The following is a 17,462-nucleotide window of genomic DNA, read 5'->3' as shown; positions in this document are numbered from 1 at the left end:
TTTAATTTTACCATAAAAAAAATCCCATTCGCCACAACGAATGGGATTTTTAGTTTTAACAATTTATAATTATTCAACAATAACTTTTTTAGCAGAAGCTGCATCCTTATTAATTAAGTATACATAATAAACTCCTTTTGGTAAACCTGATAAATTGATTGTATTATTTGTATTACTTGAATTTAAAGTAAATGTTTTTACCAATTGTCCTAATGAATTGTAAACCGTTGCTTTTTCTAAGGCAATATTATTAATGTTTACTTCACCTTTTGTTGGGTTTGGATATAAAACTGCTTTGTCAAAAACAGAATCTTCGATGCCTAGAGTAGAACAAGTTGCAGAGTAAGTAGTTGTTGTTTCTTTAATTTTAGACCAATTTGCATTAGAATAATTAGGATCGTCTACCTTAATACAGCTTAGAGTTGTAAGTCCTAAAAAGCTAGTGTATAAAGAGGCGGCTTTTTTATCTGTTGGAGCTGGTAAAACAAAATTTCTATTATTACCATTCTGTAGATTTAATGATATTAATGGATTATTTGTTACGTATACAATTTTAAGTTTACTGTTTTTGGATAAATCCAATGTAGTGATTTGGTTTGTAGAAGCATTTAATGTTTCTAAAGCAAGATTCTTGCTCACATCTAATGTTGTCAATTGATTATTACTGCAATCTAAAAATGTCAATGCAGTAAAATTTTCAATTCCCGAAAGATCTTTAATATTACTATTAGAAAGATCTAAAGAAGTAATTCCAGCTATATTTGCGGTAGTTATTTTTCCGTTTAAACCATCAGTATCAATTCCTAAATCGATTAGTTTTTGTTCAAAATTAGTATCAGGCAGTACTACAAAGTCTACGGTACAATCTGTATTAAAAGTAGCTGTGGCATCTTTAATATTGGCCCAGTTTGCATCTGAATAAGCAGCATCATCAACCTGAATACAAGTTAAATCCGGATTGTTTGAGAATTTTAAACTTGATTTATGAAGTTTAATATTATTTCCGTTTTTGATATTGAGACTTATAAGTTTGTTTTTGGAGCAATCTAACGTATCTAAAAGAGTATTTTTAGATAAATCCAAATGAGTCAATAAATTGTTCGAAACTCTTAAGCCTCTAAGAGACACAAACCCACTAATTCCTGTTAAGTCTTTGATAGAATTGGATTCAAGGTATAAGTGATCTATTTTAGCGATACTGCTATTTAGTACTTTTCCATTTTTTCCATCAGTATCAATTTGTAATTGAATTAATCTTTGTTCAAAATTACTGTCAGGTATTAACGTATATTCTTGCTCGCAATCTGTGCTGAAACTTGCAGCAGCATCTTTTTTATTAGCCCAATTTGCATTAGAATAAACTGTATCATCAACTTGAATACAAGTTAAATTTGGATTGTCTTTAAGATTTAGATATGCAAATTTAAGATTGTTTGCATTCTTCAAATTTAGACTCATTAATGGATTAGAATTAGAATATAAACCGACTAAAGCAGTATTTACGCTAACATCCAAAGTGGTTAGCTGATTTTTTGAACAATTTAAAAATTCTAAAGCTTTGTTTTTGCTTATATCCAAATTTGTTAATTGATTAGATTGACAATATAGCTCTTTTAGAGTAGTGATTTTAGAAACATCCAAGTAGGTTAATTTATTTTCGCGGCAATCTAGCAGATTTAAAGCTGTATTCTTACTTACATCTAAACTGGTTAATTGACTAGTATTACAGCCCAAAAAAGTTAACGCAGTATTTGAACTTAGATCCAAAGCAGTATATTTGTTTGAACCCGAATCTAATTTTGTTAACGCTGTATTTACTCTGACATCTAAAGCTGTTAATTGATTAGAATAGCAGCTCAAATTAAGTAAAGCAATATTATTACTTACGTCTAAAGAGGTTATTCTATTGTTGTTACAGTCTAGAGTAGTCAGATTGATATTTTTACTTACATCTACTGTTGTTAATGAATTTTGACTACAATTTAAATCAGTTAATGATACAAAGTCTTGTATTCCTGTTAAATCAGAAATATTACTTTTGGTAAGGTCTAAGAACTTTACAGTGCTAATATTAGAAGTAAGAACTTTTCCATCAGCAATGCCAGAATCAATTCCTAAATCGATTAATTTTTTCTCAAAATTTGCATCAGGAATTGAAGTGTAAGGATTAGGAGGATTTCCTGATTCGTATAAATCCGTAATTTCCTTTTGAGTTAATGTACGGTTCCAAATTCCGATATCATCTATAGAACCTTCAAAATAATTGTTTGAATTGTTTTTTCCAATGCTGCAAATACCTCCAAATCCATTTGTAAACGAGCTAACAGTTCCGGTTAGTTCGAGAACATTGTTTATGTAAAATGAAAAAACATTAGTATTGTCATCAAATGTCATCGCAAAAAAGGTCCATTCATTATTGAAGAAGTTTTTTTGAGAAGAAAAAACCTGAGAATCAAAATTTACATCTAAATATCCTTTACGATAAAAGCTTATTTTAAAAGAATCTGCGACAGCTCCGTAACTTGCAAGACAAAAATCAAAAGCGCTTGAGCTAACAGGATCACTTGCCTTAAACCAACCAGTTATAGTTCTGGTGTTATTAACTTGTGGCTGATTTGCCAAATAAATAGACATACCACTATTTATTCCGTTAAAAGAATAAGCAGCATTGCTATTTCCGGATCTGTCAGTTGTCAGGGTTAGATTTTGTGGATTTCCATTTACACCGTTTCCGCTTTGGTCAGTTGCATTTCCATTAAAAGGATAATATACTAATAATCCGTTTACAGGAACGTAGTTAGGAACATTTGGGGTTTGGGCAGAGACAGAAAAGATAGCTAATAAAAGCAATAAGAGTAGTTTTGTTTTCATAAATTAAATTTAGAATTTGGAAGTACAAGTATACAAATTGCAATTCATATTTCCTTACGGCAAGACGTAATCGGTTATTATTTAATTTTTTAAGAAAGTTATACGCATAAAAAATCCCATTTTCAAATGAATGAACAATGGGATTCTTTAGTTAACTAATTGTAATTTTTAAAATTCTTAATTGGTCTTAAATTTCCAAATCTGACCAACAGTTTCTCCTCCTTTATTATCTTTTACGACAACTCTCCAGAAATATTCTGTTGTAGGTTCAACTGTAGTATCAAAAGAAATTGCACTTGTATTTGCGCTTACTTTCGCTGTAGGCGGATTTGTTTTTCCAAAATAAACATCATAACTCAAAACATCTGTTGCGTCTGCATCTGTAGCATTCCATTTTAAAGAAGCCGTTGTTTTATTCAATAGAGAGTCAATAGCTGGCTGTACCAATTCAGGAGAAAAAGGCAAATGATTTACCACAGCTTCTCCAGTTGTGTAAAGCTTGAAAGTAGCAGAATATGCACTTGCTAATCCTTTACTGTCTGTTGCTTTTACTCTCCAGTAATATGCCGTGTTTTTCTCTAATGCAATAGAAGTATTGTTAGCTGTAGCTTCAGTTGCTTTTACAATTTGAGAAAATGTATTGTCTTTCGCTACCTGAATTTGATAAGTTATTACATCTTTTTCAGTATCTGTAGACAAATTCCATTGAAACGAAACGGTGTTGTCGACGCATAATTTACTGTCAGCAGGAGTAACTAATGCCGGTACAGTTGGCGCAGTGTTTTCAGGTTCTGAATCGTCTCCACCGCATGAAATAAATAAAAAACCAATGATTGCGAGGTATATATAATTCTTCATTTTTATTTTTTTATAATTTTAAGATATTCCGGAGTGTCTAAATAGATTTTGGCGGCATAAATTCCTGAAGGCTGACCTTCAAGGTTTAGATATGCTTTTCCGTTTTCGATAATGTAGTTTTTATGAGAAACTAACTGACCTCCAAAATTGTATAATTCTATAATAACTTCTTTTTTAGTTGTTGGTATTTCAATTTCCAAATGTCCTGATGTTGGGTTAGGATAAGCAGAAACTGTTCCCGATTCAAAATCTGAAATTGAAACTTTTTTGGCATAAACACCTTCACAAGCTTTTGCCGTTGCTACTTCTACTAATGCATCTTTATTAACATCTACGGAGAAACTGGCATCATTAGTCTGAAACTGTTCTGCGCCATCAACAAAAACGGTAAAAGGGGCAGTTCCTTCAGTAATTTCTACTGCTAATTTTTGAGAACTTACCGTAGATTTTCCTGTAATATTGGCTCCTTTTGCAATAGCAAGAGTAAAGGTTTGTTCATATATTTCTCCCGGAATTGTTACAATAATAGTATATGTTCCCGGTGTAAGGTTGCTTACTTTTAAACTGTTATTTGCAAAAGCGGTAGTTTTTCCGTTTATGTTTGCAACGTACGGTAATTGTGCACTTGCTGTTATATTAATTTCTCCATTGTTTTCACCAAGACAAGATTCACCTTTTGATTCTACAGTAAAGTTTTTTGATGGTAAGCTAAAGCCACATTCTGTATTATAACTTGCAATTGCATCTTTAAAATTCGCCCAGGTATTATTAGCGTAATTAACGTCATCAACAGTGATGCATGATAAATTTGGATTATTTGCAAAGCTGTTGAATATAGTGGTGCTAACTTTTTTATTGCCGCCATTTTTTAAGTTTAATTTCGTCAAATTATTATTACTACATATAATTTGCTTCAAGTTAGGATTTGCAGATAAATCTAAAACAGTTAATTTATTATTGTCGCAATAAAAAGTTTCTAATACAGGGTTTTTTGAAACATTTAAGTTTGTCAATTGATTATAGCTGCACATTAAAACTTTTAATCCTGGTTTTTGTGATACATCTAATATTGTTAGTTGATTATAAGAGCATCTTAAAGATTCTAAAGCAGGATATTTAGAAAGATCTAAACTTGTTATCTGATTGTTTTCACAAGCGATGCTTTTTAAAAGTTTATTGGCCGAAAAATCGATAGAAGTTAATTTGTTATTACTAACATTAATAGCTGTTAGGTTGGTGTTTTTAGACACATCCAATCCAGCCAGTTTTTCATTCATACTGCAATCTAAAAATTCTAATGCACTATTTTTAGAAAGATCCAAACTTGTTAGTAAACCTTGTTGTAAGCTAAACACGCCTTCTTTATTAGACGAAGAACAAGACAAGCTTTTAAGATTTACATTATTAGTAACATCTAAAGCTGTTAATCTATTGTAAGAACAATCAAGAGTTGTTAAGGCACTATTTTTAGAAACATCTAAACTCGTTAATTTGTTGCCATAGCAGTTTAGATCTGTCAACGCTGTGTTTTTAGAAACGTCTAGTGTAATTACGCCGGATTGTCTACAATCTAATTTTTTTAAGAATTGATTTTTAGACAGGTTTACTGTTGCTATATTAGCTTCATTATTATTAGGGAATTTTAATTCTTCTAATGCTTCAAAATCCTCAATTCCGGTTAGATTTTCAATTTTATATTTAGTATTGGTATTGCTTAAATTCAATACTTTTATTTTTGTAATTCTATTGGTTAGGACTTTACCATCCTGAACTCCGTCAATTCCTTTTTCTATTAATAGTTTTTCAAATTCAGCATCTGGAATAAGGGTATATGATGGTACGGTACATGCGGATGAGGTATAATCTACAGATGCGTCTTTTTTTGTCCAGTTTTGAGTTGAAAAATTTACATCATCAACCTGAATACAATATAAACTTGGATTACCGTTTAAAGATACATTTCCATTTGTAAGCTTTGTATTATTGCCGTTTTTTAGATTTATCTCGTTTAATACTGGATTGTATTGACAATATAGCGTAGTCAAATTGATGTTTTTAGAAAAATCCAGACTTTTAAACTGACTGCTGTTAGCATTAAAATAGTTTAATTTTAAATTTTTAGAAACATCAATAGTGGTTAATTGATCTGATCCACAATTAACGGATGTTAAATTGATATTTTTAGAAAGATCTATTGACGTGATTGCAGTAGCGCCAAAATTTACACTATTCAATAAAATATTATTAGATAAGTCAATATTTGTCAGTGGATTGTTGTAGCAAGAAAAATTAAGTAAACTTAAATTTTTCGAAATATCAATTGATGTTAGCGAATTTGCGTCGCAATAGAAGTTATATACATATATATTTTTAGACACATCTAAAGTCGTTAATCCGTTACCACTTACGTCTAAAACTTGTAAGCCTGGATTTTTACTAACATCAATGGCTGTTATTTTCGAGTAAGAACAATCAAACAAAGTTAAAGCCTGATGTTTAGAAATATCAATAGAACTGATTAATGTGTTGCTAAATGTTAGTCTCTGTAAATACGGATTATTTGTTATGTTGATAGTTGTTATTTTATTTCCGTTAAACATTAAAATGTTCAAATTTTTATTATTAGAAACATCCAGACTTGTCAACTTATTTGCTGTACAGTTTAAAGAGGTTAAATTTATATTTTTAGAAACATCTAGTTTTGTCAGTTTTCCATCTGAATCTCCATTAATGGTATGGCCACCTCCAGTAGCAGAAAGAGTTTCTAAGGCTTCAAAATCCTGAATTCCTGTTAAGTCAGAAATAACTCTTGTATCGACTGTTAGTGATTTAACCGTTTTAATATTAGAGGTTAATACTTTACCATCTGTTGCACCAGAGTCAAGACCTAAAGAGATTAATTTTTTTTCGAATTCAATATCAGGAATTGCAGTGTATACAAGCGGACATGAGTTTGAATAACTGGCAGAAGCGTCTTTAAATTTTGCCCAATTTGTATTAGAATAGACCACATCATCCACAAGTACACAGCTTAAACTTGGATTGTTTTGTAAATCGATAGAAGTTATCTGACTGTTTTTACCGTTTTGCAGGTTCAAAGTTGTCATTTCGCTATTTCCAATACATGATATTGAAGACAAAGCAGTGTTTTTGCTTAGGTCAAGTGTTGTCAAACGATTTGAGTCAGCAGTTAAGCGAATTAAGTTTTTATTTGTAGAAAGATCTAATGAAGTTAATTGATTAGAATCGCAATGAAGGTAAAGCAATTGGGTGTGTTTAGAGACATTTAGCGATGTGAGTCGGTTAAAGCCGCAGGATAGCACTACTAAATTTAAATTATTAGAAATGTCAAGCGTTGTCCATTTAAGTCCCTGAATGTCCAGCTCCCTCAAATTTGTAAGTTTAGAAATGTTTAAACTTGTTAAAGAAGTAGATCCACAATATAAATAAGTTAATGCTAAATTATTAGAAATATCAAGTGTAGTAATTGGGTTATTGCTTACAAGTAAGTATGTGAGAGCAGGGTTTGCAGATGTGTTAAGACTAGAAATTTTATTATAACTCATACTCAAAGTAGTCAATTTAGGATTGTTAGAAATATCTAAACTACTAATTTGATTTCCGCCAATACCCAAAGTTGTCAAATTAACATTTTTAGAAATGTTTATCGTTTTAAGTTTACCATTTCCTCCTGCACCAGTATATGAACTTGCATTACAAGTTAATGACTCTAAAGATTCAAAATCCTCTATTCCTGTTAAATCAGAAACTATAGAAGGATCAATAGTTAGTGATTTAACCGTTTTAATAGTAGACGTTAATACTTTACCATCAGTTGTGCCTGAGTCAAGACCCAAAGTGATTAATCGTTTTTCGAATTCAATATCCGGAATCGAAGTATATTGCAAAGGAACATCGGCAATATCTACAACCGATACATTATCAATTAAAATCTCAGAATTAAGAGATCCGGTTGTCCAGATATCAACTTCGATATTTTCTGAAACTTGTGAAGTATATTCAAATTCAATTTTTCTCCATTCCAGATTAGAAAAAGTAACATTAGATTTTTTGATTATTTCCTCTTTAAAAGTGCCTGGTTTATGATATAAACTCAAATCAATAGAAGAAAAAACTCCGTTTAAAAGTCTGTGGTATATCGTTATACGATAGGTTTTGTTTGCCTGTACCGGAAAATATTCGCTATTAATATAGTTATACGTTCCTGAGGCAATCCTCATGTTTATGCTTGATTTACCACTTTGAGCACTCGCACTTTGAGAAACATAACCGCTAAAGTAGCGATACCAATTGTCAGGCTGCGAAGATGAACTCCAGGTTTCGAAATCACCATTTGGCACCAAATTAGTTTGAGCAGTAATGGTTAAAGAAAGCAATAATAAAAATAAGAGTAGTTTTGTTTTCATATAATCAGGTTATAATTAGGTCGCGCAAGTATACAGATTGCATTTCATATTTCCTTACGGGAAGACGTAATTGATTATTATTTAATTTTTTAAGAAAGTGATAAACATAAAAAAGTTCCATTTTCATATTATAGAAAATGGAACTTTTTGTTTAATTAAATTACAATTACTCGACAATAATTTTCTTTGCCGAAGCTGTATCCTGATTAATCAAATAGACATAATAAACGCCTTTTGGTAAACCGGATAAATTAATTGTGTTATTGGTATTATTAACATTCAAAGTAAAAGATTTTACTAATTGTCCTGTTGAATTGTAAACTGTTGCTTTTTCTAAAGCAATATTACTAATGTTTAAATCTCCTTTTGTTGGATTTGGATATAAAACTACTTTCTCAAAAACAGCATCTTCAATACCTAACGTAGAACAAGTCGCAGAATAAGTAGTAGTTGGTTCCTTGATTCGGGACCAATTTGCATTAGAATAAGCTACATCATCTACTTTTATACAACTTAAAGTATTTAAACCCAGAAAAGTTGTCGTGATATTTCCTGCTTTTTTATCTGTAGGAGATGCTACAACCAGATTTCGGTTATTACCATTCTGTAGATTTAATGAAACGATTGGGTTATTTGCAATATAGATAATTTTAAGATTCCTGTTTTTAGAAAGATCCAATGTCGTAATTTGGTTTGAAGCAGCATTTAATGTTTCCAAAGCCAGATTTTTAGTAACATTTAAAGTGGTCAATTGATTATTGCTGCAATCTAAATATACTAAAGAAGTAAAATTTTCGATACCAGATAAGTCTGTAATATTGCTATTAGAAAGATCTAAAGAAGTAACTGAACTAATATCTGCAATTGTTATTTTTCCGTTTAAGCCATCAGTGTCTATACCTAAATCAATTAATCGCTGTTCAAAATTCTGATTTGGAATCAAAGCAAAATCTCCTGCACAATTTGTATTATAAGTTGCCACAGCATCTTTTTGAGTAGACCATTTCGCATTAGAATAAGCCGCATCATCTACCTGAATACAAGTTAAATTTGGATTATTTCTAAAGTCTACACTGTATAAAATAAAATTTGGATCAGGATTATATCGGTCTAAAAGCGTATTGTTTCCGTTCTTTAAATTTAAACTTACCAATTTGTTAGAAGCACATTCAAATGAATTTAGATTTGTGTTTAATGAAACATCTAAAGCCGTTAACAGGTTATTGCTGCAGTCTAATAAACCTAATTTTGTGTTTTTAGATACGTCAAGATTCGTTAGTTTATTACTATCACAATATAAATAATCTAATTTCAAGTTTTTCGAAACGTCTAAAGCTGTTATGGCATTATAAGAACAGTCAAATGTTTCTAAATTAGTATTCAAAGAAACATTTATACCTGTTAACTGATTTCTATATACAAGAAGTCTTGTCAAAGCTAAATTTTGAGAAACATCCAGATAAGTTAAATTATTTGTATTACAAATCAATGTAGTTAAGGCCGTGTTTTTAGAGACATCAATAGTGGTAAAAAAATTATTTCCGGACCACAATTCAGTCAATGCTGTGTTTTTAGTAATATCAAGATAATATATTTGATTTGAAGTACACGTCAACGATTTTAAAGCCGTGTTTTTAGAAACATCTATATATCCTATTTTATTATATCCTACATCCAGTTTTGTTAATGCCGTATTTGATGTAACATCTAAATAAGTAATCTGGTTCGACGCACATTGTAAAGTCGTTAATGCTTTATTGTTATAAACATCCAGCGCTTTTAGTCCGTTAGAATAACAATTTAAATACGTTAATGCCGTATTTTTTGATACATCTAATGTCGCTACCAAATAATTATTGTTACTGTCTAAATAGGTTAATGCTGTATTTTTAGAAACATCTAATGTTTTTAGCTGATAATTTCCGTTACATTCTAATTTAGTCAAAGCAGTAAAACCTTGAATTCCTGTTAAATCAATTATAGAGCTGTAAGAAACATTTAAAGAAGTTACAGAGTTAATACTTGAATTTAAAACCTTTCCATCAGCAATACCAGAATCAATTCCTAAAGAGATCAATTTATTTTCAAAATTTACATCCGGAATCAAAGTGTATAAGTTCGCACAATTTGCAGAATAACTTGCCGTTGCATCTTTGGCAGTAGCCCAGTTTGCATTAGAATAGGTTACATCATCAACCTGAATACAACTTAAATTTGGATTTTCAGTAAGATTTACACCAGAACTGTTCAACAACGTATTTTTTCCGTTTTTCAAATTCAGAGTAGACAAATTATTCCAGTCACACCATAAATTAGTCAATGCCGGATTTTGAGAAACATCTAAACTTGTTAACTGATTTGTGCTACAGGATAAATGGCTTAAAACCGTATTTTTTGAAAGGTCAATCGTTGTTAAAAAATTTGAATTAAAATTAAATTGGATTAAACTTGTGTTTTTAGAAACATCTAAAGTGGATAATTTGTTAAAAGTACAATCAAAGTATCTTAATAAAACATTTTTAGAAACATCTAATGTACTAATGTCATTTAAACCACAAAACATTGTTGTCAATTGGGTATTGTTAGTAATATTTAATCTTGATAATCTGTTAGCACTACATATTAAGGTTTCTAAAGCTTTATTCTGAGAAATATCTAAACTTGTTATTTGGTTATTACCACAATATAAGTAGGTTAATAATGTGTTTTTAGAAACATCTAAGCTGGTTAGTTTTCCTTCGCCGCGATCGTATGAGTTTCCGCTAAGGCCATCACATCTCAATCCAGTTAACAAAGTATTTTTAGTAACATCTAAACTTAGTAAATGCTTCGAATTGCAATTTAGATCCGCTAATAAAGTATTCTTAGACAGATCTAAAGATGTCATTAAATTTTGGCTGCAGTCTAAAGTTTTTAAAGCAGTAAAACCTTCAATTCCTGTTAAATCTGATATAGAACTGTTATAAACATCTAAATGATTTACAGTATTGATATTAGACGTTAGAACCCTTCCATCAGCAACACCGGAATCAATTCCCAATGCGATTAATTTATTTTCAAAATTAATGTCTGGTATTAGCGTGTATAAATTGTTACAATCTGCTGAATAATTTGCAGCTGCGTCTTTGGCAGCAGTCCAGTTTGTATTCGAATAGGTTACATCATCTACTGTGATACAGGTTAGGTTTGTATTCTTGGTAAGATTTAAAACAGAACTGTTTAACAGCGTATTTTTTCCGTTTTTCAAATTCAGAGTAGACAAATTATTCCAGTCACAAGAAAAAGTAACCAATGCAGGATTCTTAGAAAGATCTAAACTTGTTAACTGATTTGAACTACAAGATAAATAGTTTAAATCAATATTTTTAGAAACATTTAAAGCTGTAAAACGGTTTCCGCTGCAATTTAATTGAACTAAGGCAGTATTTTTAGAAACATCTAAAGTGGTTAATTTATTAGAACCACAATTGAAATTTTTTAATAAAACATTATTTGTAACATCTAATGTAGTAATATCGTTTACATCACACGATATTGTCGCCAGCGAAGTATTATTGTTAACATTTAACACAGACAATCTATTAAAACCGCACATTAAAACTACTAAAGCAGTGTTATTAGAAACATCCAGACTTGTTATCTGATTGCTGTTACAGTATAAATGAGTTAATGATGTATTTTTAGAAATATCTAAAGCTGTTAATTTTCCATCACCTCGGGCATATGAGCTTCCGTTTAAACCATTGCATCGCAATGATGTTAGTAAAGTGTTTTTTGTAACATCTAAACTTAACAAATATTGCGAACTGCAATTTAGATCCGTTAATAACACGTTCTTAGAAACATCTAAACTTGTCATAAGGTTTAAACTGCAATCAAGAGTTGTCAAAGCCGTATTTTTAGTCACATCAAGATTAGTTAAACTATTACCGGTACATTTTAATAATTTTAAAGCCGTAAAGCTCTCTATTCCGGTAAGATTGGCAATATTTGCGCGACTTACGTCTAAAGTAGTAACAGTTTGTACTCTTGAGGTTAAAACTTTTCCGTTTTTACCATCAGTGTCAATTCCCAGAGCAATTAATCTTGTTTCAAAATTAGAGTCCGGAATCAAAGTATATGCTGCACAACCGGTAGAATAACTAGCCGTTGCATCCTTTCTGTTTGCCCAGTTGGTGTTCGAATACGTTACATTATCAACTGATATACAGCTTAAATTAGGATTATTTGTAAAATCTATATAAGATGATAATGAAGTGTTTTTACCATTTTTTAAATTAAGATTTATTAACAGATTCGATTTGCATGCAAACCCGGTAAGCTTCGTATTTTTAGAAACATCCAGACTTGTTATTTTATTATAAGTACAATCAATATTATACAGCGCCAGGTTTTTAGAAACATCTAGTGCCGTCAACTTATTAGATTCGCATCGTAAATCTCTAAGAAGAGTATTTTTTGAAATATCAAGAACCGTTAATTCATTCGATCCACAAAATAAATCTAATAATAAAGTATTTTTAGAAACATCTAAAGTTATCAATTGATTGGAAATAGCATATAATTCTGTCAATTTAACATGTTTAGAAACGTCAATCGTTTTTAAAGGATTTGAACTAACACGCAATGAAGTTAAATCTAAATTTTTAGAAAAATCAAGCGTTGTAAGCTGATTGTTCTGACACCATAAACTGGTTAGTTTAATATTTTTAGAAACATCAATATTTGTCAACAAATTACCATTAACATCCAGTTGAGTCAAAGCCAGATTATTTGAAACGTCAAGATTTGTTATTTGATTATACCTGCAATCTAAATAAGTCAAGGCAAGATTTTTTGAAACATCTAAGCTGCTTAATCTATTAGGACTATAAATACTCGAATCGCATGATAAATAAATCAAGTTCACATTTTTTGTAACATCCAGAGTCGTTAATGGATTAGAACCAACATAAAATGTAGTCAGATTTAAATTCTTAGAAACATCAATATTTGTTATCTGGTTAGAATCGCAATACAAATTGCTTAAGGCTAAATTGTGACTAATATCTAACGTCGTCAAACTATTAGAAGAACAAACCAGTTGGGTCAGAGCCGTAAAATCCTGAATTCCTGTTAAGTCAGCAATATTGTTATACCCAACATTAAGCGATGTTACAGTATTAATATTAGCTGTTAAAACTTGTCCATCAGGAACACCGGAATCAAGACCTAATAATATTAATTTGTTTTCAAAATTAATATCCGGAATTACCGTGTATTGTGCATAAATAGAAAAATTTGCTAATAACAGCAGCAAAAGTAGTTTTGTTCTCATAAATTGAATTTAGAATTTGGAACTACAAGTATACAATTTACATTTGGGATTTTATTACGGAAAGACGTACTAAATTAATTCTTGGTTTAATACTAATTGAATCAAAAGCTATTTGGCTGTCGTGTATTAGATGGAAAAACAAATTGGTAAGTTTTACAAAGTTTTTGAAGTTTCTTAAATAGTAAAACAAAAATCATAACACAGTGTTAATCGTTAGTTTTATGTAACAAAAAATCATAATTTAGGCGCATATTTTAACTTTTATTAAAAATAGATAGATGAGTCCTATAAAAATAAATACCTTATCTGCTTTTGCATTACTTGTTTTAGCAGGTTGTAGCGCTACTGTACAAGCGCAAGTTTCAGCGCCAAGAGAGCCTCTTATTGCTCCAATGGCAATTGTAAAAAAAGCACCTCTTAGCGAAAATGAATTAAAAAGATGGAGTCATCTTGATTTAGTCAAAGATTCAATTCCGGGAATGAGTGTTGATAAGGCTTACGCCGAATTATTACAAGGAAAAAAAGGTACAAAAGTAATTGTAGGTATAGTAGACTCAGGTGTTGATATTGAACATCCGGATTTACAGGGAATGATCTGGACAAACCCTAAAGAAATTCCGGGTAACGGAATCGATGATGACAAAAATGGTTTTATTGATGATGTACACGGATGGAATTTTCTTGGAGATGCCGTTCATGAAAATCTTGAATTAACCCGTATTATTAAAAAAGGGGATGACGGTTCTGCTGAGTATAAAAATGCTTTAGCACAATATGAAGAGAAATCTAAAAAAGTTGTAGAAGACAAACAACAAGTAGATTTTTTAATAGATGTGCATAATACTATAAAAAAAGAGTTAAATAAAACATCTTATAAATTAGAAGATTTAAGCGCCATTACTTCAACAGATCCAAAAGTTTCAAGAAGTAAAATGATCATGACTCAAATCCTGACAAATGCCGGGCCAACTTTTGATCCGGAAGCAGAGTTAGAAGATTATAGAGAATCAGTTTATGATCAGTTCAATTATAATTTGAATAAAGATTATGACGGAAGAAAAATCGTTGGTGATAATCCGGATGATATTAAAGATGCACACTACGGAAACAATATTGTTTTTGGTCCTGATAAAGAAAAAGCACTTCACGGAACTCACGTTGCCGGAATCATAGCACAAATTCGTGGTAATAATTTAGGCGGAGACGGCGTTGCAACCAATGTAGAAATCTTAACCGTGAGAGCTGTTCCGGACGGAGACGAATATGATAAAGATATCGCTTTGGCAATTCGTTACGCAGTTGATAATGGAGCAAAAGTAATCAACGGAAGTTTTGGAAAAAGTTTTTCACCTCATAAAAAATGGGTTTATGAAGCTATAAAATATGCTGCCAAAAAAGATGTTTTAATTGTACATGCAGCAGGAAACGACGGATATGATATCGATAAAACAGAAAATATCAATTACCCAAATGATTCTGAAGATAACGTTAAAGAATTTACAAACAACGTTATTACAATTGGTGCAATCAACAAAGCATATGGAGAAAATGTAGTAGCTGCATTTTCAAATTTCGGAAAAATAAATGTAGATGTATTTGCTCCCGGAGAAGAAATTTATGCAACAGTACCAAACAATAAATACAAATACCTGCAAGGAACTTCAATGGCGTCTCCAAACGCAGCAGGAGTTGCGGCATTGATACGTTCTTATTATCCAAAACTAAAAGCAGCTCAGGTAAAACAAATTTTAATGGATTCCGGAATTGCACTTCCTGCAACAGTAGTTTTAGGAGAAAATCATGAATCAAAACCAGTTTCTGAAACATCAAGAACAGGAAAAATGGTAAATGCTTATAATGCTTTATTGATGGCAGAAAAAATGTCTAAAAAATAAAACACCACACATATTAACCTAATGGAAGAGCAATTGCTCTTCCATTTTTATTGAAAAAATGATGCGTAAAATTATACTATTTTCTTTTTTGAGTTTAGGCCTAAACTCTGCATTTGCACAAAGTGCCCCATATTGGCAGCAACATGCTGATTATAAAATGGAGGTTTCGATGGATGTAAAAAACTATCAATACAAAGGAAAACAAGAATTGGTGTATACCAATAATTCATCTGATACTTTAAAAAAGGTATTTTATCATTTATTCCCAAATGCTTTTCAGCCGGGAAGCGAAATGGATGCCCGTCTGCATACGATAAAAGATCCGGACGGAAGAATGGTGACCAAAGTAAAAGATGCTGAAGGAAAGGAAACAAAACAAAGCAGAATTGAAACGTTAAAACCAAACGAAATTGGATTTTTAAAAATCACTAATTTCAAACAAGATGGAGTAACGGCTCAAACCAGAACTTCAGGAACTATTCTTGAAGTGACTTTGGCAAAGCCAATCTTACCAAATTCTAAAACAACTTTTACCCTAGATTTTGACGGACAAGTTCCGATACAGGTTCGACGTTCAGGACGCAATAATTCTGAAGGAGTAGAATTATCAATGTCACAATGGTATCCTAAATTGGCCGAATTTGATTTTGAAGGATGGCATGCAGATCCTTACATCGCAAGAGAATTTCACGGTGTTTGGGGTAATTTTGATGTAAAAATTACAATCGATAAAGAATATACCATTGGAGGTTCAGGATATTTACAAGACAAAAACGAAATTGGTCACGGTTATGAAGATGCCGGTGTCACAGTTACTTATCCTAAAAAAGCAAAAACATTGACATGGCATTTTATTGCACCAAATGTTCATGATTTTACCTGGGCCGCGGACAAAGAATATACGCATGATATTGTAAAAGGACCAAATGATGTTGATTTGCATTTCTTCTATAAAAACAATCCAAAAACAACTGAAAATTGGAAACAATTAGAGCCTTTAATGGTAAAAGTAATGGATTATTACAACAATAGAGTTGGAGCATATCCATACAAACAATATTCGTTTATCCAGGGAGGAGATGGCGGAATGGAGTATGCAATGTGTACATTAATGTTAGGCAACGGAACACTTCAGGGAATTTTAGGAACTGCAACACACGAATTAGGACATTCATGGTTTCAGCATATTTTAGCTTCAAATGAGTCAAAACACCCATGGATGGATGAAGGTTTTACAACTTACATTGAAGACAGTGCTTTGAATGAATTAAAAGGAGATAAAAAAGAAGTAAATCCGTTTAAAGGAAATTATACAGCATATTATCAATTAGTAAATTCTGGTAAAGAACAGCCACAGGGAACTCACGGCGATCGTTACGACGAAAACAGACCTTACAGTATTTCAGCTTATGTAAAAGGAAGTATCTTTTTATCGCAATTAGAATATGTAATTGGAAAAGAGAATGTTGATGCCACTTTAAAAAGATATTTTAACGATTTTAAATTCAAGCATCCAACACCAAACGATATTAAAAGAACTGCTGAAAGAGTTTCAGGGGCTGAGTTAGACTGGTATTTAATCGACTGGACAGAAACTACAAATACAATTGATTACGGAATCAAAGACGTAGCAGATAATGCAGGAAAAACTACTGTAAGTTTAGAAAGAATAGGCAGAATGCCAATGCCAATAGATTTAACAGTTCAATATACAGATGGAACTTCTGAAACTTTCTACATTCCGTTAAGAATGATGAATTTCATTAAACCAAATCCAAACCCGAACGTAAAAAGAACAGTTCTGGCTGATTGGGCATGGGCGCAATCCAACTACAGTTTTACAATCGACAAAAACAAAACAGCGATTAAAAAAATCACCATAGATCCAAGCGGATTAATGGCAGATGTGAAAGCTGCAAATAATGTTTATGAAGTGAAGTAATCTTCATTAATAGAAATAAAAAATCCCGTTTAGAATTCTAAACGGGATTTTTCGTTTTAAGGAATTAATTTTTTTGAATAGCCTCCCAGCTTTAGCTGGAGGAATGAGGTTTGAATGAAAAAAGGCTTTAGCCTAACTGTTACAGTTTTGGC

The 17,462-nt window shown here is 31.3% G+C and carries 6 protein-coding genes; 2 read left to right on the top strand and 4 right to left on the bottom strand.

Going from position 1 to position 17,462, the window contains the following annotated elements; translation table 11 throughout:
• Positions 1-69: 69 nt before the first annotated feature.
• From RC62_RS17845 to RC62_RS17830, 4 genes are all read right to left on the bottom strand, one after another.
• Complete coding sequence (locus RC62_RS17845) at positions 70-2,871, bottom strand: leucine-rich repeat domain-containing protein (protein ID WP_055097555.1); 2,802 nt, start codon at positions 2,869-2,871, stop codon at positions 70-72.
• A 177-nt stretch (positions 2,872-3,048) separates the two neighbouring features.
• Positions 3,049-3,729, bottom strand: coding sequence for a hypothetical protein (locus RC62_RS17840; RefSeq protein WP_055097553.1), 681 nt, complete (start codon positions 3,727-3,729; stop codon positions 3,049-3,051).
• A 2-nt stretch (positions 3,730-3,731) separates the two neighbouring features.
• Complete coding sequence (locus RC62_RS17835; protein WP_055097552.1) at positions 3,732-8,156, bottom strand: T9SS type A sorting domain-containing protein; 4,425 nt, start codon at positions 8,154-8,156, stop codon at positions 3,732-3,734.
• A 166-nt stretch (positions 8,157-8,322) separates the two neighbouring features.
• The gene (locus RC62_RS17830; protein WP_055097549.1) at positions 8,323-13,473 is read right to left on the bottom strand and encodes a leucine-rich repeat domain-containing protein; all 5,151 of its coding nucleotides are present in this window, start codon (positions 13,471-13,473) and stop codon (positions 8,323-8,325) included.
• Positions 13,474-13,751: 278 nt separating this feature from the next.
• Between RC62_RS17830 and RC62_RS17825 the strand changes: the two genes are divergently transcribed.
• The gene (locus RC62_RS17825) at positions 13,752-15,368 is read left to right on the top strand and encodes a S8 family peptidase (RefSeq protein WP_055097548.1); all 1,617 of its coding nucleotides are present in this window, start codon (positions 13,752-13,754) and stop codon (positions 15,366-15,368) included.
• A gap of 61 nt (positions 15,369-15,429) precedes the next feature.
• A complete protein-coding gene (locus RC62_RS17820; RefSeq protein ID WP_055097547.1) occupies positions 15,430-17,310 on the top strand; it encodes a M1 family metallopeptidase in 1,881 nt (626 codons plus the stop codon).
• Positions 17,311-17,462: the final 152 nt, after the last annotated feature.

The organism is Flavobacterium aquidurense (assembly GCF_001404985.1).
Lineage (GTDB): Bacteria > Bacteroidota > Bacteroidia > Flavobacteriales > Flavobacteriaceae > Flavobacterium > Flavobacterium aquidurense_B.
The sequence above is the reverse complement of the archived record's forward strand: the minus strand, read 5'-3'. Positions and strand labels throughout refer to the sequence as shown.